Below are 21,194 nucleotides of genomic sequence, written 5' to 3'. Positions count from 1 at the left end.
AGTGAAAATTTCAACTCGACTGAAATTCGCCGAACTATTTTCACTTGCGGTAGTTGCAGCAATTGTCGTCGTTTTGTTATCGACAAACCTCAAGATGCGTCGTGAAATTGCAAAAAATGAAATCGCGGGAGAACTTTTGCAGGCTGTTACTTCACTTCGATATCTGACTTTGGAATATGCATTGCTCCATGAGGAACGCACCATAGCACAGTGGAAACTGAGGAATGCCTCGTTGAACAAACGTCTTTTATCAATAGAGGAGTTTACTGAGCCTGAGGGGAAGAGCGTCATAAAAGGACTCATACATACCAACGAAAATCTTGAAAAATTATTTGCCCTGTTAATTGCAAATCGTTCAGAGTTGGAGCATGACAGCAATAAAAGTGAAATGCTGAAAGAGCTTGAATCCAGGTTGTTAGGGCAAATTTCAAATAAGGCACAGGGCATGATCTCTGATGCTTTAAACCTATCCGAACAAAGCAGGGCTGGTGCTTTAGACGCGCAACGACAATCATTTAATGGAGTAATTCTGTTTGGAGGTATGGTGATACTCGTTGTCACCTTCACCATCTACCTGACGCTGAGAAGCGTCACCAAACCACTCGAAAAATTGCGCCAGGGTACAGCTATTGTTGGAGGAGGGGATCTGGAGTTTTCACTCAATATCAAAACTCACGATGAAATTGGTGACCTGGCTCGTGCGTTCGATGGTATGACAGAAAAATTGAAATTGACTACGGTTTCGCGTGACAAACTCGCGGGCATGAATGATTCACTGCAGACTGAAATTATTGAACGACAGCAAATAGAGAAAAAAGCACAGGCGCAACTTAGTCGTTTAAATCTCTTGCATCAGATTACGCGTTCCATTGGTGAACGTCAGGATTTACGTAGTATCTTTCAAGTAGTTATTCGTAGCCTCGAAGATCACTTGCCTGTCGACTTTAGCTGCATTTGTCTCTACGACCAACAAAAAAATATACTGGTGGTTGCCAGCGTCGGTCTGCACAGCGAGATGTTGGCACAAGAACTGGCCATGACTAGCAACAGTGAAATTGCCATAGACGAAAATGGTTTGTCACGGTGCGTACGCGGTCATTTGGTTTATGAAGCGGACATCAGCAACGTTGCTTTTCCTTTCCCTCAGCGGTTGGTCAAAGGTGGTTTGCGTGCATTAGTGATGGCACCACTGCGAGCAGAGAGTGTGGTATTTGGTGTGCTCGTGGTTGCAAAAAATCAGGCATTCAGTTTTAACAGTGGCGAATGCGAATTTTTGCAGCAGTTGAGTGAACATGTTGCCCTTGCCGCTAATCAAGCTCAATTGTATGGATCGTTACAACAAGCTTACGATGATCTGCGGCAAACGCAGCAGTCGGTAATGCAGCAAGAAAGATTGCGTGCACTGGGGCAAATGGCGAGTGGTATTGCTCATGATATCAATAATGCGATTTCTCCTGTGGCGCTGTATACAGAATCTTTACTTGAGACAGAGAAAAATCTTAGTGAAAAAGGGCGTGGCTATCTGGAAATTATCTCTCGGGCTATTGATGATGTCGCGGCCACAGTCGCCAGAATGAGGGAATTTTACCGGCAGCGTCCACCTCAACTTAATTTAATGCCGGTTGACGTAAATAAATTGGTACAGCAGGTCATTGATCTGACACGTGCCCGATGGAGCGATATGCCGCAGCAACGCGGGATAGTCATTGAATTACGAACTGAATTAGCAAGTGATTTACCAGATATTATGGGTGTGAATGGTGAAATCAGAGAGGCATTGACGAATATTATATTTAATGCAGTAGATGCAATGCCAAATGGTGGCACCTTAACGCTGAGAACAAGACTGGCAGAACAATCGCATTTATCAACAGAAGACATGAAAGTAATGCGAGTCTTGATAGAGGTTAGTGATAGCGGTGTTGGCATGGGCGAAGACACCAGGCGTCGATGCCTGGAGCCTTTTTTTACTACGAAAGGTGAACGTGGTACAGGTTTAGGGCTGGCAATGGTATATGGAATGATAGAAAGGCATAGCGCTGATATTGAGATTGATACTGAACTCAATAAGGGAACAACAATGCGCTTAAGCTTCCTGGTGCCGGCAGCAATTAAAGAGATTTCTCAAGCCGTAACGTCACGCGCGATTCCCACCCATAAACGTATGCTTGTCGTCGATGACGACCCTATGGTCCTTAAATCTGTGCGGGATATTTTGGAAATAGATGGCCACAGTGTTGTGGCCGCTAACGGTGGCCAGCTTGGCATAGATACATTTCGCGAGGCACAAGAAAGAGGTGAGTCATTTGCTGTCGTCATTACTGATTTGGGAATGCCTTATGTTGATGGTCGCAAAGTTGCCAGTTCGATTAAGAAATTGTCGCCAATGACACCCATTATCATGTTAACCGGATGGGGACAACGGCTGGTTGATGATGGTGACGAGCCTACTCATGTCAATTGTGTGCTCAGCAAACCGCCTAAATTATCGGAGTTGCGAGAGGCTTTAAGAAAAATATTGTAATGGGCATACATAGTAAGTGTTGATGACAGGAAGTCTTGATGTACCAAATTAATATTGGAGGTATTATTAAGTCAATTTGCTTGCAATCATCGATTGCGCCGACATTTACTAGTAGTTCATGAAAGGAACATGAATGGCTACTATCTTGATCGTAGATGATCATGCGTTAAATCGCCAATTTCTGACTGCATTGCTTAATTTTCAGCATCACAAATTGCTATTGGCATCAGACGGATTGGAAGGCTTGAAATTAGCTTTGCAAGAACGTCCGGATTTGATTATTTCAGATATCTTAATGCCTCACATGAACGGCTATGAATTTGTGCTGCGTATCCGCACCGAGCCTTCTATCGCTGGCATACCGGTCATTTTCTATACTTCAACTTATAGCACGCGTGAAGCGGATGTGATGGCGCGTTCTTGTGGCGTTAAATGGGTATTGCAAAAACCTTCGCCGCCGGATTTGATTTTGAAGACTGTGCGTGAAGCTCTGGGAACAACGACAACTGTCAAGATTGCAGCGCTACCAGTCAACGTAACTCAGGCAGGAAACCGATTCGAGTCTATCGATAATCAGTTAACCGGATATTTACGAGAATTGGAAAGTAGCAGTCAGTTTATTTCCAAAATCGCAGAAGACACAAATTCACATCTTCCCCAAAACGATGAAGTAAAAGAGACAAATAAGAGATTGTCGCAGTCACTTGCTGATTTGCAGGCGGTAAGCCTGAGATTGACTGCCTTGATCGACATGGGCATTGAATTGAATTCTGAAAGGGATCCGATTCGTTTGCTGGAAAGTGGGTGTCGGGTTGCTCGCCATGTCAGTGTCGCAAAATACGCCGTTGCTGGCATAGTTAATTCGAGTTATGAAACAATATTACATTCTTGTGTAAGGGGGTTGGAACCCAAGTTCAATGAATATTTCTTTTCAGTCCCAATTACTACAGGAGTACTTGGGAAGTTGCTGAAGCAAAGAAACCCGGTACGCTTTGAAAACCGGGATGGTAATCCTGAGATATTAGGGTTGCCGGCAAATCACCCACCAGTCCATTCATTTCTTGGTGTGCCAATCACCAGTTCAAAGCGCTGTTATGGCTGGATTTATCTCGTTGATAAATTTGATGCCAACGAATTCAATGAAATTGACGAACAAACGGTGATGACGGTCGCCACTCAATTGGCGATTGCATATGAAAATCTAGATTTGTTTGAAGTAGTTCAAGAGCATGCAAATCGCCTGGAAATTGACCTTGCCGAACGCAAACGAATCGCTGACCAATTGTATGAAAGCGAAACTCGCTTTCGCCAATTGGCTGAAAACATAGACGAAGCTTTTTTTCTGGTTGATCCGGTAAATGTTCGCGTTCTGTATATTAGTCCAGCGTACGAAAAAATCTGGGGACGTAGTTGCCTGAGTTTATATGCTAAGCCACAATCCTGGCGGGAATCAATTTATCCTGATGACATACCGGGAATCCAGCTTGCAGGGAAAAATTGGAAATTGCTTGGCCCGGAAGCATCTGATCACAATTTTGATCATCGGTACAGAATAATTCGGGCTGATGGTGTCGTGAGGTGGATACACGTGCGCGGTTTTCCGATTCGCAATGACGTAGGGGAAATATACAGAATTGCAGGCGTTGCTGAAGACATTACAACACAGGAAAATTTGCAAACGTCATTGTTGGAACGAGAGGCCGGGTTACAAAGAGCGCAGTTAATTGCAAAACTGTCTCATGTTATCAGCCAACCGGATGGCTCATTTGAAAGTTGGTCAGTTACTTTGCCTCAACTGATTGGCACGACAAGCATAGCCTTACCAACTAATACACGTGATTGGCTAAGCATTGTTGAGCCAGTTGATCGTGAACGTTTTCGTGCCACTTGCGTTGCAGCTGGTAAAAGCAAACAACGTCAGGATATCGAATATCGCATCAGGCGTGGCGACGGTGAGCTAATTCATGTGCGGCAAGTAATGGAGCCTTTGCCAGCTAAAAGTTATTTGGACAGGGCACCGCGCTGGTTTAATACTATTCAGAATGTGACTGAGCAAAAGATACAGCAACAAAACATTGCGCACTTAAACCGCATATATGCAGTTTTAAGTGGAATCAATTCTGCTATCGTCCGTATTCGCAATAGGAATGAATTATTGCATGAGGCTTGTCGGGTGTTGACCAACCAGGGTGAATTCTGTGTCGCCTGGGCCGGTGTTATTGATACGAATACAGAAAGTATCAATATGTGTGCGTGGTCCATACATGATATTGGCGATACCAAAAAAAGTCAGCTCGTGCAAGCTATTGAGGCAACGATAAATAGCGGACCTGCGACTACTGCTTTCATCGAAAATCGGCCAGTGATTTTGGATGATATCCAAGTGGAGTTAGCACAGTCTGTGTTGAAGACAAAATTACTGGAAAACGATTTTAAATCATTGGTTGCCTTACCCTTGTCTGTTGACAATCAAGTCATTAGTGTCATTGTTGTCGTAGCTGATGCTATTGCTTGTTTTTCCCAAAAAGATACGAGAAAGCTATTTGATGAACTGGTTGGTGACTTATCATTTGGCTTGCAATTTATAGAAAAAGAAGAGCGACTCAATTATCTTGCCTATTACGATGCATTGACAGGGCTACCCAATAGCATGCTGTTTCATGATCGTTTAACACAAATGTTACATGCATCATTTAATTCGGATGACCTGGTTGCAGTGATTATGATCAACCTTGATCATTTTGCTCAATTTAATGAAGTCCACGGACGGCACTCGGGTGACGCCATACTCAAATTGGTTGCAAACCATTTGAGCGCTGAATTAAAAGAACCATACAGCCTTGCACGTGTCGGGGGAGATATCTTTGCTATTGCATTTGGTGCAGTTAAACGAGATGCGGACGTCATTGCACAGTTAACTCAGCAAATATTGGAGCCACTTGGGCAGACTTTCAAATTATCACAACACGAAATCCGGCTTTCCATTCGGGCAGGTATTGCGCTTTACCCTGCGGATGGAGAAGATGCAGAGACACTGTATAAACATGCCGAAGTCGCCTTAAAAAAAGCAAAATCATCAACTGAACAGTATCTCTATTACTCCCGAAAGATGAATGAAGCAATTGCTGAGCGCATCGCTTTGGAAAACGCGCTCAAGGAAGCACTGGAAAGTGAGCAATTTGAAATATATTATCAGCCTCGTGTTGATTTACATACCGGTCATATAGTGAGTGCTGAAGCTTTAATTCGATGGCATCACCCCGTGCGTGGTCAAATTTCCCCCATAGAGTTCATCCCCCTTGCTGAAGATACTGGGCAAATTGTTGCTATCGGTGAATGGGTTATCGATTCAGTATGTGCTCAGCAAGCGCGATGGCGCCAAGAGAAAATCAAAATAGTTCCAGTAGCAATTAATTTATCGGCAGTTCAGTTTAAAAAAGGAAAAATATTACAGACGGTACGTGACATAGTTGCAAAATATGATTTGCCTCAAGAGTATGTCGAATTTGAATTAACTGAATCTGTGGTGATGGATGAACCCATAGACGCGATTAGTAATTTGCAAGAATTGAAGGATTTAGGTTCCAAATTATCGCTGGATGATTTTGGTACAGGGTATTCATCGTTGGCGTATCTGAAACGGTTTCCATTCGATTTTATTAAAATTGACCGGGCCTTTATTATTGATGTCTGCAATTCTGCGGAAGATGCGGCCATAGCTAAAGCCATCATTGCAATGGCCCACAGTTTAGGTCTTCGTGTCGTTGCGGAAGGCGTTGAAACTGTGGATCAGTTACAATTTTTGCTGGATCACCATTGTGATGAGCTGCAGGGCTATTATTTTAGCCCGCCAGTGCCAGCAAATAAATTTCTGACCATGTTGGTAGATGGTAAACGTCTGGCAAAAAGCTTATGATTTTCATGACTGGCAAATCGATTAACCAGGCTGTCATCATCCACAAAATATTTTATTTCAAAGTATAAGTTAAGGTGCCGTAACCAAGTTGGTCGTAACCACCGCTGTTTGGGCCATAGTTTCCACCGCCGCCTTCCGGGCGCTGCTTTTCAACAACCATAGTGGTGTAGGGTGCATTAAGCCCTTTTAATATGACGTAGTGGTTATAAAAGACTTCCCACACGGGGCGAGTATCCCCTCGGCCCGCAGCCGAAATGCTGTCTTGCGTCACGTCACTGTTGACGTATTTGGTATATGGGACATCATAACCAAGATTATATTTTGCGATATATTCGATACCTTTCAAAACACGATTATTGTCATAACCGAAGAGGTCGTCGTTCTGATTCCACGCCATCTGACAAAATGCCCCCAGTAATGCGACGTTAAGTGTATTGTGCCCTTGATCACGTCCGCTTTCCTGTGTCTGTCCTAGTCCATCAGGATAGAGTTTCCATATGACCTGATTAATAGCGCCATTACCTTGCCCGTGCTTGAAGTATTCAATGGCTTCTTTATAGATGTCTTGTCGATCTGTGAGTATGCCAATGGCTAACATGGAGTCCATATTTGCCAGGTCCCAGTTTGCCCAGTAATGGTCAATTTTTGCGCCATTATGTCGCACCAGAAAATCGTGGTTCATCGGATAAAAGACATTGAGCATCAATGTTTTGAAACGGTTGAAATTACTCTCTGGCCATTTCTTATAGGTACGCATGATCTCTGCGGCGTTTGCAAACTGGTAACCATAGATACCCGCTGCCAAAAATTTATCCGAACTGCCGTCTATAGTGGTCAATTTCTCAGACCAGGCATCCAGAATGGCTGTCGCTTTATCTGCATAGACAGTGTCGCCACTTATCTTCCAGCGTAGTGCAAGCGCGTAAGCGGCGGCGGTGTCATTAAATAAGACAGCATAATTTTCATTGTGACCGACTCTGTCCTTGCCACGATAGATCACATCTACAGGACGTGGTGTCCAATTCAATGACGCGTGCGGATTTTTGATCAGAATTTCCCAACTGCTGAGCCACGGTTGTGCAGCTTGTTCGACTTTCATTTTCATTCGTTCAAGATCGACCTGGGTATGTAAGGCACCCGGATGAACGAAGGATTCCCCGTGTGCAGATGCCACAGCTAGTGTGAACAGTAATGCTGCATGGACAAGGAAGTTCGTATTTTTGAATGGGCGAGTCAAGTTAATCACCTTCGTGTAAAAAGTCTGTAGTTGAGGTATCGGAATAGTAACGCCTTAGCATGATGGCTGGATGACACGCTTACATTCACTTACCGAAAAAATGCTGTATTCAAACCTTCATTTTGTCAAATTTTCTGACGAAGTGATCAAAGTGCGCACTTTTTATCAATCGCAAGTTCCAGCATAATTTTTTCATCACTCACCCATGGAGATGCCTCAAATGCAAACGACAGATCAAGTACTAATGATACGTCCAGAAAAATTTATGTCGAATCCACAAAGTATGCTCAGTAACGCCTTTCAGACATTGGAGACAGATACCTGTTTGTCACAGACCAAAGCTTTACAGGAATTTGACGCCTATGTCAGCGTTTCACGCCAAGCTGGAGTTGGTGTAACAGTGATCGACGATACGCCGATCCCGTACACGCCAGATTCTATCTTCCCAAATAACTGGCTCAGCTTGCATATTGATGGACGGGTCTTCTTATATCCCATGGAAGCGCCAAATCGACGACAGGAAAGACGTGCTGCGGTTCTGGAAAAAATTGAACAGACATTCTGCATCCGTGAAGTAATCGATCTGGGGCATTTTGAAAAAGATGCGCTGTATCTTGAGGGCACTGGCTCGCTTGTGCTGGACCATGACAACAAACTGGCCTATATCTGTCACTCGTCACGCAGTCACCCAGCGGTGATGCACGAGTTTATGCATCGCACCGCATATCGTGCAGTTTGGTTTCGTGCCTTTGACCGGCATGCCCGGGAGATTTACCACACCAATGTGATGATGTGTGTAGGAAAGACGATGGCCATCGTTTGTAGTTTGGGAGCCAAAGCCGGGATAGACAAGATCGTAAGTGATTTTATTCCTCTCGTACTTGGAGATGAACGTATCAATCGGTTTTTCTCCAAGGTGGATACAAAGCATTTAGCTGGTCTGCTCAGTGATCAATTTTGTGAGCTGGCGGGTGGTCCTTGTCAGTACAAAGGCCGTGATATGTATGGCACGCATGAAGGGATGGGGATTAATAACGCTCACTTCAATGCTTTGGCTGAAGACCTACAAGTTGCGATGGGAAAAAATAATATTTTTACTACTGTTGCCAATAAATTGGTAGCTAAATTGGCCCCAATGCAAAGGCCGATTGTCAGTAAATAACTCATAATACACATACACAAATAAATAAAATAAAGGCATTGTCGGTACTTTGCCGTCAAATTTCAAGCGGAGCTGCGACGCACATGTTTTTCCTCAATCGGTAGCAGCTTGCGTCCGGTGAATTTTTTCAATGCCTTTACTTTATTTTTCTGTTCCAGAATTTACTCGCCTCGATGACCTTGATCTCCAGTATTCATCAGCAATTGATTGCGATGCAACCTGTCTTGTTTCATCTTGTTTTTTTAAGTTTGCGCAATAAAGTTCTGGCAGAGTCGAGTCGCGAAAGCTTTCTAAGCCTGCCAGGTAAAGGGCGTATGAACGAGTCTGTGGTCGAGATGCAGTTTCCGCTGCAGGATCGCGAATGGGCGGTTGTGTTGCGTTATGATGCAACCCGCTTACTAAGGTGTCAATCTCAGTAAGCGGGTTGCTTTTATTGTAAGCTATCCTTCGCCAGCAGTTCTCTTGCAGCACTTAAAGTCAAGCAGATCGTTTCAGCTAACTCAAGCTTGGTGACAGCTGATCAATATACACGTATCGCCACCATCGTTTGATTGAGCAGTTGATAGGCGATTTCACCAAATGTGACCGGTCCTTCCATGCCACCAATAGCTTTACCCTCAAGTTCACCGAAGACGAAATTCAAGATGCAGTTGCAAGAGAGAACTAGTCCTTCTGCGCTTTGTTGTGCCAAACGATTTTGGAAGGCTGCGGCATAATCGTCCACGGGTTTTGCGAAACGATAATCGACCCCAGGGAAGACTGGTGCATATAAATCTACCGTCCCGCCACTTTCCCCAACCTGCTGCAGAGATACGTTGACAAAGGCACCTGCAAAATCGCCAACAAGTGGCAACTTTCCTTGCTCCAGTCCACGATTCCGGATGTATTCGGCGAAGTTCATTTTTTTGCCATTGACTTGGCATTCATCCACCTGGAAACTGGACGATGGAAAATGCAACACGTCGCCGCCATCTGGCTCGAATAAATTAATTATTTCGATAGATGCCAGTTTGTCGTCAGGTAATGCGACATAGGCAACCACGGCACGATCTTCGTATTTACTTGGACCACGTCCATCGTACACCTTTGGTGTAACGGCGCCGACTTCTGACAGATGAATGCCGGCAATCCAGCCGACTGTAGGCTTGATGAATGCATTTTCGAAATTCGCAGCATCAACTGCAAACTGTCGATGTGAGTTACTGCCAGCCGGGATGATTGTTAATGAAAAACCGTTTGCAGGTGCATTTTTGCAAATGCCTGCCAATTCTGCAGAGTCATAGCTGGCAAAAGTAACTTCACCAACTTCGGAAAGGTCGGTGGCGAAAATTTTACCTTCTCGCTCTACTACTCCACCGGTAGCGACCATAAAATACGGTATTGTCCCGCCAATCCAATTTCCAGCTGGCAGTTTATCCAATTCCTGCTCCGGACCAGCCAGACTCAGCGGCATGCCTTGCCCTATCAACTTGATGGCTTCTTCTACTGTTATTAGTTTGTTCATGATTCAGCCCTCAGATGGTAGTCAATTGTGAAACTTCGTTTGCAAGAATTCGTTCCCACTTGGTAAAGAAGGCATGAATCTCAGCAACTCTTTCAGGAATAGGGGCATTGCTACGCTCGATACGTTTTGCCATTAACTGGGTTCCGAGATGCTGCGTCTTGAGCTTTGAAAGTCCACCGTTTGCAAGTCGTTGCCAACAAGGATGATTGAGGGGTGGAATGGCCATATTATGATCTCCAGATGATTATTCAAATCATGCAATGAAGTATCACTTGATCATATTCATTGCATGTTCGCCGACCCCGTTTAAGGGTTAGGTCTAGCTTATGAAATTTCCCAGAGATGGAACTGACGTAAATCAAAAACTATTTCCTTGTGACAATTCGTCACAAACTTATATTTCGCTTTGCTCATGTTGTTGCTTCTGCCGTGTCTGGCTGCATCGTGACGAGATTTTGTGGCGGGAACACGAGAGCGTCATCTTAACTCTTGTAGCCAGCGATAATATCGAAATGGTAGTTGCATTCAAACGAGCGCGAGGATGCAGGTGGTGAGGTGAGTGCACAGTATGTAGCCATGAAATTCCCCCAAAAATTGGTTTCCATTTTTTTTGGGGGGACAACTTGAGGCAAAGTTTTTTATAAACAGGGAATGGGGCAGATTGCTATCAATGCAGATCAAGTTGCGTTTCACAATAATTTGACGAAGAATCTCCTTAACTTACTGCAGTCTTTTTTTCAAATAAAATCAATGCGGTGACTGCGGCTATAACAAGACCTGGTGACGCAGCGAGCATTACGCCACCAACACCTGCACCTGTGGCAAGAATTGCACCCGCAATCAATGGCCCGCCCACTGCACCCATGCGTCCAATGGTCAGGGCGGTGCCTACGCCAGTCGCACGGATATAGGTTGAATATAGCTTAGGTGCCAGAGAATACTGAACCAATTGCGCCCCCAGTGCACAATATCCGGCCAGGGTGCCAGCCAGAGTCATAACAGCAAAACTGTCAGACAGGCCCAGGGCCGCAAGTGACAGCAACATTCCGGTATATGTCAACACGACCACGACAGCAGGACGTATGCGGTCCAGCAAACGACCAGTCAATAATGCCCCCGCTGCACCGCCGAGATTGAAGAATATTTGTACAATGCTTGCGTGTGAACGATCAATACCTTGACGCATCAGAAGAGACGGCAGCCAGTTCAGCAACAGGTATAAGGTCGTTATTGTAAAAAAGAATCCCAGCCAAAGCATGGTCGTTGAGCGCCACATTTTGGACCGGAACAGGTCGCTAAATGCGGTTTGTTCTATGCCGCGCACATGTCCCGCGCTAATGGCATCTTTTCGGAATGCACGGGATTCCGGTAGCCAAAGAAGCAATAACACCGCAACTGCAATTGGTAACAAGCCGCCAATATAGAAGAGACTGCGCCAGCCATAACCCAGATTCAACATGCCAAACAGGGATGCAAAAGCACCTCCCAAAGGTACACCGCAATAAGTCATGCTTACTGCAGTACTGCGATGTTTTTCTTCGAATGCTTCAGACGAAAGCAAGATGAGTACAGGCAGTGCAGCTCCTAAACCCAGGCCTGTCATTAAGCGGGCAATCAGGAAACTTGAATAATCCCAGGCATACACAGAGGCAAGTGAAAATATGCCGAAGAGTATGACGGAAATGATCAATATCATTTTACGACCAACTTTATCAGCCAATCTGCCCCCAACAAAACCACCTGGCAAAAGACCAAGTAAGCCAGCGCTGAACATCCAGCCCATCTGTGCCGGGCTTAACTTGAATTCGGCAGCGATTCCAGACGCGGCAAGGCCGGTTACTTGCAAATCGAGGCCTTCTAACAAGGCAACTATAAAACATAGCGCTATCGTTCTAACGCTTCCGTATCCTGAATTCAGGTTGGCTGTCATTTTGTCTCCATTGGTCAGCGCTTTTTGCGCCTTGTATTTTGATGATGTTTATCAGGTATGTTTCAAAATTGCTTTTCGTTGTCATTAATGTTGATACAGCCCTCAATCAATTAACGCGAATGCAGGGGGCATCATCTCTTTGCTGACGGACTTTTCCAGGGACATGCTGGTTGCTGCGCGCAATTCTGAGTGTGACATGCACTTGTTGAACAATCTCATTTCAGCCGCCGGCTTACTAGCGAAGGCGTCTCGAGCCATCTTGTTATGACTCAATGATGCTGAGATTGAGCGTTGGGCTCATCACATGAGGCTTATTGGGGCGGTTTAAAGTAACTCAGGCGACATCATCTGCTACGTCAACTATTACTGTGCTCCAGCGCGTGTCATAATTTGCCATGTTTTCTCCTCGTTATTCATGAAGGTTAATGTCAGGATACCTGATATTTGACTTATAATATAGCCATTCCAAAATAAATAACAAGAATTATTTGAAATTTTTTTACAATGAAAAAATCAATGACAACTACGCCATCATCTGAACCCAGGCCCGTCGGTATCGCCTACCTCATAGGAAGAATTGATCATGTGCTGAACCGGCGCCTGCGTGACAGTCTTGCCGTGTTGGGCCTGACGGCACCGCAATATACAGCCTTGTCGGTATTAAATGCACAAAGTCAATTATCAAATGCGCAGCTGGCGGAACGATCAATGGTGTCACCGCAATCCGCCAATGAAATGGTAAAAACAATGGAAAGCCGAGGGTGGATAGAACGCCAACCAGACGCCAGTCATGGTCGTATCATTCAAATCAGTCTGACTGAATCTGGGCAAAGTTTATTGAGGAACTGTGATATCGCTGTTGCAAAGCTGGAAGTTGCGATGCTTGCAGAACTTGGTAATGAAGAACGTAACGCACTGCATGGCCAATTGCGGAAACTATTGCGTTCGCTAGGATCCATGATGGTAGACCCTGTCCATATGGAAGAAAAATAAATCTCAGGCAAGACCTCATTTGAATACACTTGCCATCTTAAACAGGTGGGGCTGCGTATTTCTCTGTTGGGGAATCAAGGAGCACGTTGAATATAGTACGACGCTACTTACACAATCAACGTTGTTCATCAGCTTGTTTTAAATATTGCCTGAGCCAGGTCAGTGCTGGATCCTTCTCCTTGTAACGGTGCCACTGTATCATTTCCACCAGGTTGGGAATCTTGAATGGCAATGGTACTGATTTGAGGGGTAAATATTTAATATATTCGTCAGCCAGCCTCTTTTGTACGGTGGCAATGCGCTTGGTGCCGATAAGATAGCGGGGCAGGCAATTGAAGTTAAGGGTAAATATTTCAATCCGTCGTTCTATTTTCTTTTGGGTCAAAAACACATCGCCGTGGGTCAATCCGCGCGGCGTTCCCGCTTTCACAACGACATGTCCCATGCTGCAGTATTGTTCTAATGAGAGTTTGTTTCCAACTTGAGAATTATCTTTTGCTGCAAGGCACACATAACTGTCTGCAAATAAAACTTCAGCCGGATGGTTGGAGGAAATGAGACTCTTGGGCATGATGAGCAAATCGATTTCACCCCGGTCCAATGCCTCACTGTGCGTATCAGTAGGAGGCACCATGTCAAACGTGATTCCGGGTGCAATTTGTTGCATTTTCCGCAGTGCGCCACTCATTAATACAGTCGATATGTAATCGGACATCATCAAAGTAAAGTTGCGCTTTGCAGTGGCAGGATCAAAATGTGGTCGTATGTCTATCGTCGATTGAACTTGCAACAAAATATCTCCAACTGAACTGGCAATCATAGTTCCCAATGGGGTAGGGACCATTTTCCTGCCGACCAATACCAGTATTTCGTCATCAAAATACTCTCGCAGCCTCGCAAGTGCCCCGCTGACACTAGATGGACTTAAGTGCAATAGCTGGCTGGAACGGGTGATACTTTTTTCTTTAAGCAGTACATCCAGAGCCACCAGTAAATTCAGGTCCAGTCCTTTGAAGTGCATATCTGTCTCCTTCTATTTTGAGCATTCGGTTATACCGAAAGTATAGTTCGAAACAAACGATTTCACAGAAACTTCGCTCTCAATTACAGTTCATCCAAGAGACAAATTCGTCGCAAAAACAAAGTGTGCCGAACACGTTCAAAAAAAATGACAGAGAGAGACGAATGAGATTAATTACTTACTCCTATGAAGAGCGTATGGAAATCGGCGCTTTGCTTTCCGGGAACACAAGTCTTGTGCGACTACAAGCGGCATACGTTGAACAACATGGCATGACTAGCCCGCATTTAGTAACGATGCTCACCTTCCTTGTCGGGGACAAGATAGCGCACGAAGTCGCGTTTTCAGCAATGGAATACGGAATAAGAAATTCCGGACCTGAATTAGTGCTGAATCTCAATGCAGTGAAAATCCTGGCACCAGTACCTACGCCTGAGTCCATACGCGAATTCATGAATTTTGAACAGCATGTCATCAATGCGACACGAAAATATGGAATGAAACCGTGGCGCGCGAAACTGGATCTCTGGATAGAGAAAACATTTGGTCGCCAACATACTCTGGCTTATACCAGCAACCAGCCCTGGTATGAGCGACCAGCGTATTACAAGGGAAATCGTTTTTCCGTGGTTGGTAATGATGCCGATATTGTGATTCCTTCGTACACCAAAGTGTTCGACTACGAGCTTGAGTTCGGGATCTATTTATGTAAGCGCGGACGTGACATTGATGTCAATGCAGCCCGCAGTTATATAGGTGGTTACACGATTTTTAATGATTTTTCTGCCCGTGATATTCAAGGTCGTGAAATGGGCGCGCGCTTAGGCCCTGCGAAAGGGAAGGATTTTGATACGGGAAATTGCATGGGGCCGGTGTTGGTCACCCCTGATGAGATTCCCGATCCTTATGCACTAAGCATGCGTGCTCGCATCAACGGAGAGGAAGTATCACTCGGCAATAGCAGGGATATGTATTTTACTTTTGAAGAGGTGCTTGCTTATGTGTCGAAAAGTGAAACCTTGTATCCCGGAGAATTTTTTGGTTCAGGTACATGTTCAGGAGGGCAAGGTATGGGGTGTGGTCTTGAACACGGCCGTTTTTTGAAGGCTGGAGACGTGATTGAACTGGAAGTTCAGCATATCGGCATCTTGCGTAACAAAATTGTTGCATGACGTATAAACAAAGCAAGTGCAATAGGAATTTGCAGTGGACAGACAAGGCACAAAGATGCCGTCACTGCATAAATTAATTTAAAACGGAGACAAGTATGAAAACAGTAAAACACCTTGTGTTGCTGGTAGCAGTATTCGCAATGCAGTTGTACAGCACAGCCACGGTGGCACAAACACCGATCGTATTTGGCTACACCGGGATTTCTGATTTTGCTGCTGCTTTTGTTGCTAAAGACAAGGGTTTATTCAAAAAACGAGGTTTGGATGTTGAACTTCAACTGATCACTCTGACGTCGAATATACCACCAGCATTGCAGTCAGATTCGATACAGGTGGGCGGAATAGCACCAAGCACCTTGTTGCAGGCAGCATCAAGCGGACTGGATCTGGTGACATTTGCAAGTGCATCTCTCAGTGACAGCAGCGCCAAGAATCCTGGATTGTTGGTTAAGGCGGGTACGGAGATTCACACGCCTGCTGACTTCATTGAAAAAAAAATAGGCGTGCCCGGCCTTGGTGGGGCATTGCATGTGTTGATACGAAAATGGTTTTTCTATAAAGGCGTGGACACTAAAAAAATCAATTTCGTTGAAATCCCATTTCCACAAATGAATGACGTATTGAAAGGTGGAAATGTCGATGCAGTTGTCGTTGCCGATCCTTTCATGAGCCGTATTGAGCAAAGCGGTGTTGGTGTGATCTACGCAAATCTATCAAAGGACTTGCCTGATGGTTTCTCTGTCGTAGTGTACGCATCCACACGTCAATGGGTGAAGAAAAATCCTGCTGCCCTGAAAGCTATCAATGAAGCCTTGACAGAAGCAGTGGAGTTTGCCCTGGCCAATCCCCAGGCGACGCGCAGCATCATAGGGAAGTACGTAAAAGTGCCTCCACAAGTTCTGGAAACACTTCCCATACCCAAGCTGGCTAATTACATTTCTGCTGAACACCTGAAATTTTGGGTAACTGCAATGCGCCAGCAAGAAATGTTCAAAACACCGAATAAAGAAGCATACAAAAATACACCTGATATCGCTTCCATTATTGTCCGGTAAATTTACGTCGAATTGGAGACTTCACCATGAGTGCATCAGTTCTCGCATTACGAGCCAATATGAGCGCCAATTATCCGGCATCAATCAATATGGAAAATAATGCAGTACAGGACATTATCCGTTTCAATCAGGTTAGCCTGGATTTGGGAGGGCGGAGGATTATCAACGAACTCGATTTTTCGATCGCCAAGGGGCAGTTCGTTTGTGTTGTTGGCCCTTCAGGTTGTGGAAAAACGACCTTGCTGCGCCTGATGACAGGATTGATTGCACCTAGTTCAGGTCAAATACTGCGGGGCGATGATGTGATTACCGGACCGTCCAGAGATGTTGCCATTGTTTTTCAGGATTATGGCAAAGCCTTGCTGCCATGGCGTACTGTCGCTGGAAACGTCGGCCTGGCTTTGGAGGCGATGGGCATACCAAAGACACAGCACCCTGACCGCATCATGCAGCTACTGGCAAAGGTTGGTTTATCCAGGCACGCAGAGAAATATCCAGCAGAATTGTCAGGTGGTATGCAGCAGCGCGTACAAATTGCACGCTGTCTTGCCCAGGAGCCGACCATCCTTTTGATGGATGAACCCTTTGGTGCGCTTGATGCCATGACCCGTCAAAGCCTGCAGGATGAATTGTCCGTTATCGTTGCTGAAACTGGCACGACAGTATTGTTCATCACTCATGACCTGGAAGAGGCGATTTACCTAGGGGATCGTGTTATCGCCTTGCGAGCCAACCCTGGCCATGGCCTGAGTAGTTTGGCGCAATCAATATTGGTGCCAATTCCACGTCCCAGAGATCAACTGACAACACGAGAAGATAGTGAATTCTTAAAGCTGCGCCGTCACTTGTTTGACTTTATTCAGGAGCATCACGAATGAACTTCAAACTTATACAAAGTTGGCAAAGGTGGGGGTTTTTTCGCGGGTGGGTGGTTCCTCTTTGCGTAGTGAGTATCACCGAAATTGCGATGCGGCAATCCGGCATGCAAAGCGATGCCCTTGCAAAACCAAGTGACATTATTTTCGCTTTGAAAAATGCCTGTGGTGATGGCGATTTTTGGAACGCGACGATACAGACGCTTGGTGCTGCATTGGCAGGCTTGGCGTTGGGTGGTGGCATTGGTCTTGCAATCGGATGCTGGTTTGGGTTGTCGCCAATATCTTCACGGTTGGGTGCCTTGACTGTGCAATTGCTTATGCCCATACCATCAGTGGCACTCATACCAATAGCCATGATGATTTTTGGTTTCGGTTATCGGATGGAAATCACGGTCATCGCATTCACTTGCTGTTTTCCTATGTTGATGCTGACAAGAAATGCCGTGAGTCATGTCGAACGTCAGCTCCTGGATGTCGCAAAAGTATTGGGCTTGTCAATGCGTGACCAGGTGAAAAAAATTATTTTACCTGCAGCATTACCGCGAGTTTTCATCGCTTTTCGTTTATCCAGCGGAATAGCCCTGGTGGTGGCAGTCACGGTTGAAATTGCAGCCAATCCATATGGCCTTGGTTACGCGATGATGTCGGCGCAGCAAAACCTCAGACCTGAATTGATGCTGGCCTTCCTGACATGGATAGGTGTTATTGGTTGGGCTTTGAATGCTGTTTTGATCCGCCTGCAAACGCTTTTTTTCAACCCATTTGTGATGCGGGGGACTCGATGAAGGCTCTATCAACACCATCGTTCCAGCTTCTGTGCCATATCGGCAGCATTTTTGTCGCCATAGTATTGCTTGGCCTTTGGGCATTAATTGCCGAAAAGCAGTGGATATCGCCAGTTTTTTTACCTGGGCCTGCAGCCACATTTTATGCATTGCAGGATGCCTGGTCTAACGGTGATTTACCTGCATTGACCCGTGGCACCGTGACCAGGATGTTTTATGGATGGTTAATGGCATCTTTGTTTGGTATTGCCCTTGGTACCTTGATAGGTGTTTCTGCAGGCATGCGTGCCTGGTTGCAGCCCTCATTGGAATTTATCCGGCCATTACCAGCCTCTGCCATGGTGCCGGTAGCGATTGCATTGTTTGGTTTATCGCCGTTGATGGTTTTGTTCGTCATTATCTTCGGCGCGGTATGGCCAGTCTTGCTAGGAACAATACATGGGTTCGCCAATATAGAGCCAAGATTGAACGAAGTGGCAAAAGTACTTGGGCTGTCGCGCTTTGCATTCATTGTCAAGATTGGTTTGCCGAACGCGCTTGTAGACGCACTGGCGGGCATGCGGGTGTCGCTGACGATTTCATTAATCCTGGCAGTCGTGGGCGAAATGCTGACATCGCAAGATGGGTTGGGTACAGCAATTTTGCTGGCAGCCCGTTCATTCCGGGCTGCAGATTTGTTTGCCGGAGTGTTATTACTCGGTGGTATTGGGCTGGGAAGCAATTTTCTATTACATTTGCTTGAACAGCGTTTATTGGCCTGGAAAAAATAGAGAAATTAATTTCACGAATGATTGTTTTGAGGAGAGTATCTTGAATAGCACTACAGCAACGCGTCACTTAGTGGACATTTCGATTCATCTGGAAAACGATGTAATTTCTGATCCGCCAGGATTGGGGCCAAAGATCAATTACACCAATCATCAGATGAGTTTTGAACAAATTTCGCCATTTTTCCCAGGTCTCAAGAAAGAAGACTTGCCAGATGGCGAAGCCTGGGCTGTGGAGGATGTACAGCTCAATACTCACAATGGTACGCATCTGGATGCTCCATATCATTTTCATTCAACCATGAACGAAGGGGAGCGTTCTTTATCTATTGATGAGGTTGATCTCAACTGGTGTTTTCAACCGGGCATTAAGCTGGATTTTCGCCATTTCGAAGATGGTTACGTAGTGACGGCGCAGGATGTTGAAGATGAATTGAAGCGCATCGGACATCGTTTACAGCCTTTGGACATTGTGTTGGTCAACACCGGTGCCGGAGCCCGGTACGGACAACCAGATTATGTGCGTTCCGGATGTGGGATGGGCTTTGGAGCGACCATGTATTTATTAGAACGTGGCGTGCGCCTGACCGGCACTGATGCATGGAGTTGGGACGCGCCATTTGCACATACTGCCAAAAAATTTGCTGAGACAGGTGATGCCAGCCTTATCTGGGAAGGGCATAAGGCAGGGCGGCTCATTGGGTACTGCCATCTGGAAAAATTGGGAAATCTGGCAGCGCTTCCATCTAGCGGATTCATGGTTTCCTGCTTCCCGGTAAAGATTCGCGGTGCCTCTGCAGGCTGGACGCGCGCAGTCGCTATTTTTGACAGCAATTTGTTGCCATCAATCGAGACATAAATTCCAGCATAAATTCCGGCATTAAGCGAATAGAGAATAAGAGCCGGTATTTCCTGAGCATAGAAGAGAATCAATTTGGCTTCGTTAAATGAAGCCAGGGGCTTTTACGTCAAAAAATATTGTTTTACCTAAGCAGTAATGGAGAAATGTGCAATAGCACAAAAAATTGAACGATTTACCTATTATAAAAACGGAGACAAGCATGAAAAAAACGACGCTCAGCATATTACTTGCCGGACTGGCTTCAGGGGCAGTATTCGCACAATCAAGTGTTACTGTAAGTGGCCTGATAGATGCAAATACAGGTGTCATGCAATACGCAGGCCAAAAAAGTAACGTGGTCACAAATAGCGGTGGTATGAGCACCTCATACTTGAACTTTGCAGGTACGGAAGACTTGGGTAGCGGATTAAAGGCAGGTTTTGACCTGTCTGCCTTTATCCGCAACGATACCGGACAGAGTGGGCGATTTTCGGGCATCCCCAACGTCGCAGACGATGCACTTTTTTCGCGCCGTGCCGTCGTGACCTTAAATGGTGAATTTGGCGAGATACGTTTAGGGCGCAATAGTACGCCGTACTTTATGTCGATGATTGTATTTAATCCACTGGGTGATTCTTCCGCTTTTGCACCTATATTTTTGCATACTTATACAGGTGGGCAAAACCCCTTGTTGGCACCGCCACTCAATACGCCGGACAGCGGTGCTTCCAATGCGGTGCAATACACGACTCCCGATTTATCGGGATTAAAAGGCGCATTTCAATATAGTTTTGGAGAAGTGGCAGGCAATACCAGCAAAAATCGAATTAGCGCCAACATGAATTATATAAAAGGGCCGTTGGGCTTGAGTGTCGCGTTTGAGCAAACAAAATCGCCGCTCGCATTCACAACTGAAGATAAGCAAACATCCTTGATGCTGGGTGCTTTTTATGATTTTGGTGTTGCCAAACTCTATGCGCAATTGGCTCAAACCAGGCAGGAATTTACTACCGCTGATTCTGATCGAAAATTTAACACCACACAGCTGGGCGCTTCAATACCACTCAACGCTTCAGGAAAATTGCTGCTATCGTGGGGACATACTTCGATCACTTTACCAGGTACTGGCGTCTCTGCGTATGCACCGACGGCAGTTGCAACTATTCCGGTTGGAACAGCAACATCAGGCGTTAATCCAACGCGTAATACAACGTCAATTGTGTATGATCATTTTGTCTCTCGTCGTACGGATGTCTACGCAGTCTTCATGGTTGATCAATATACTGGTCTTGAAAATGGGAAAACTGCCATGCTAGGTATACGACACCGTTTCTAGAGCATTCCCAAGGTGAATGACTCAAAGGAATGTAAGACGGCAGCTATTTGATAAGTCGGCTTATTTGCTTGTT

17 protein-coding genes are annotated in these 21,194 nt (G+C 45.4%); 12 read left to right on the top strand and 5 right to left on the bottom strand.

Going from position 1 to position 21,194, the window contains the following annotated elements; all coding sequences use genetic code 11:
- Position 1 precedes the first annotated feature (1 nt).
- Entirely contained in the window at positions 2–2,524 is a 2,523-nt protein-coding gene (locus AC1RVX_RS18630; RefSeq protein ID WP_493218096.1) for an ATP-binding protein, read from the top strand.
- Between the two features lie 133 nt (positions 2,525–2,657).
- Positions 2,658–6,440: an EAL domain-containing protein gene (locus tag AC1RVX_RS18625; protein WP_493218095.1), complete on the top strand. Its 3,783-nt coding sequence runs from the start codon at positions 2,658–2,660 to the stop codon at positions 6,438–6,440.
- Between the two features lie 52 nt (positions 6,441–6,492).
- Here the strand turns inward: AC1RVX_RS18625 and AC1RVX_RS18620 are convergent, their stop codons facing one another.
- On the bottom strand, positions 6,493–7,677 hold the full coding sequence (locus AC1RVX_RS18620) for an alginate lyase family protein (protein ID WP_493218094.1): 1,185 nt from the start codon (positions 7,675–7,677) through the stop codon (positions 6,493–6,495).
- Between the two features lie 220 nt (positions 7,678–7,897).
- On the opposite strand from AC1RVX_RS18620, the gene AC1RVX_RS18615 reads away from it, so the two are divergent.
- Together AC1RVX_RS18615 and AC1RVX_RS18610 are read left to right on the top strand one after the other, a co-directional pair.
- Positions 7,898–8,839 (top strand): arginine deiminase-related protein, encoded by a 942-nt coding sequence (locus AC1RVX_RS18615; protein ID WP_493218093.1) that lies wholly within the window; start codon positions 7,898–7,900, stop codon positions 8,837–8,839.
- A 173-nt stretch (positions 8,840–9,012) separates the two neighbouring features.
- Positions 9,013–9,258 carry a hypothetical protein gene (locus tag AC1RVX_RS18610; protein ID WP_493218092.1) on the top strand — a complete coding sequence of 82 codons (246 nt, stop codon included), beginning with the start codon at positions 9,013–9,015 and terminating at the stop codon, positions 9,256–9,258.
- A gap of 101 nt (positions 9,259–9,359) precedes the next feature.
- Here AC1RVX_RS18610 and AC1RVX_RS18605 read toward each other — a convergent pair whose 3' ends face one another.
- From AC1RVX_RS18605 to mhpT, 3 genes are all read right to left on the bottom strand, one after another.
- Entirely contained in the window at positions 9,360–10,343 is a 984-nt protein-coding gene (locus tag AC1RVX_RS18605) for a DUF6976 family protein (protein ID WP_493218091.1), read from the bottom strand.
- Between the two features lie 10 nt (positions 10,344–10,353).
- On the bottom strand, positions 10,354–10,569 hold the full coding sequence (locus tag AC1RVX_RS18600) for a hypothetical protein (RefSeq protein WP_493218090.1): 216 nt from the start codon (positions 10,567–10,569) through the stop codon (positions 10,354–10,356).
- Positions 10,570–11,058: 489 nt separating this feature from the next.
- On the bottom strand, positions 11,059–12,273 hold the full coding sequence (gene mhpT / locus AC1RVX_RS18595) for a 3-(3-hydroxy-phenyl)propionate transporter MhpT (RefSeq protein WP_493218089.1): 1,215 nt from the start codon (positions 12,271–12,273) through the stop codon (positions 11,059–11,061).
- Between the two features lie 516 nt (positions 12,274–12,789).
- Here mhpT and AC1RVX_RS18590 point away from each other — a divergent pair.
- The gene (locus AC1RVX_RS18590) at positions 12,790–13,266 is read left to right on the top strand and encodes a MarR family winged helix-turn-helix transcriptional regulator (RefSeq protein WP_493218088.1); all 477 of its coding nucleotides are present in this window, start codon (positions 12,790–12,792) and stop codon (positions 13,264–13,266) included.
- A gap of 115 nt (positions 13,267–13,381) precedes the next feature.
- On the opposite strand, the gene AC1RVX_RS18585 is transcribed toward AC1RVX_RS18590, so the two are convergent.
- The gene (locus tag AC1RVX_RS18585; protein ID WP_493218087.1) at positions 13,382–14,287 is read right to left on the bottom strand and encodes a LysR family transcriptional regulator; all 906 of its coding nucleotides are present in this window, start codon (positions 14,285–14,287) and stop codon (positions 13,382–13,384) included.
- Positions 14,288–14,451: 164 nt separating this feature from the next.
- Between AC1RVX_RS18585 and AC1RVX_RS18580 the strand changes: the two genes are divergently transcribed.
- The 7 genes from AC1RVX_RS18580 (at position 14,452) to AC1RVX_RS18550 (ending at position 21,121) form a co-directional block, all read left to right on the top strand.
- Complete coding sequence (locus tag AC1RVX_RS18580; protein ID WP_493218086.1) at positions 14,452–15,459, top strand: fumarylacetoacetate hydrolase family protein; 1,008 nt, start codon at positions 14,452–14,454, stop codon at positions 15,457–15,459.
- A gap of 95 nt (positions 15,460–15,554) precedes the next feature.
- A complete protein-coding gene (locus AC1RVX_RS18575) occupies positions 15,555–16,514 on the top strand; it encodes an ABC transporter substrate-binding protein (protein ID WP_493218085.1) in 960 nt (319 codons plus the stop codon).
- An 89-nt stretch (positions 16,515–16,603) separates the two neighbouring features.
- The gene (locus tag AC1RVX_RS18570) at positions 16,604–17,392 is read left to right on the top strand and encodes an ABC transporter ATP-binding protein (protein ID WP_493218222.1); all 789 of its coding nucleotides are present in this window, start codon (positions 16,604–16,606) and stop codon (positions 17,390–17,392) included.
- Positions 17,389–18,177 (top strand): ABC transporter permease, encoded by a 789-nt coding sequence (locus tag AC1RVX_RS18565; protein ID WP_493218084.1) that lies wholly within the window; start codon positions 17,389–17,391, stop codon positions 18,175–18,177. The genes AC1RVX_RS18570 and AC1RVX_RS18565 overlap by 4 nt, the downstream gene beginning before the upstream one ends.
- Complete coding sequence (locus tag AC1RVX_RS18560; RefSeq protein WP_493218083.1) at positions 18,174–18,947, top strand: ABC transporter permease; 774 nt, start codon at positions 18,174–18,176, stop codon at positions 18,945–18,947. The genes AC1RVX_RS18565 and AC1RVX_RS18560 overlap by 4 nt, the downstream gene beginning before the upstream one ends.
- 40 nt (positions 18,948–18,987) lie before the next feature.
- The gene (locus tag AC1RVX_RS18555) at positions 18,988–19,803 is read left to right on the top strand and encodes a cyclase family protein (protein ID WP_493218221.1); all 816 of its coding nucleotides are present in this window, start codon (positions 18,988–18,990) and stop codon (positions 19,801–19,803) included.
- Positions 19,804–20,005: 202 nt separating this feature from the next.
- Positions 20,006–21,121, top strand: coding sequence for a porin (locus AC1RVX_RS18550; RefSeq protein WP_493218082.1), 1,116 nt, complete (start codon positions 20,006–20,008; stop codon positions 21,119–21,121).
- Positions 21,122–21,194 lie beyond the last annotated feature (73 nt).

It is taken from the genome of Undibacterium sp. GW821-FHT11B02 (assembly GCF_058808955.1).
Note: the sequence above shows the minus strand (reverse complement) of the source record. Positions and strands in the feature narration are given on the sequence as shown.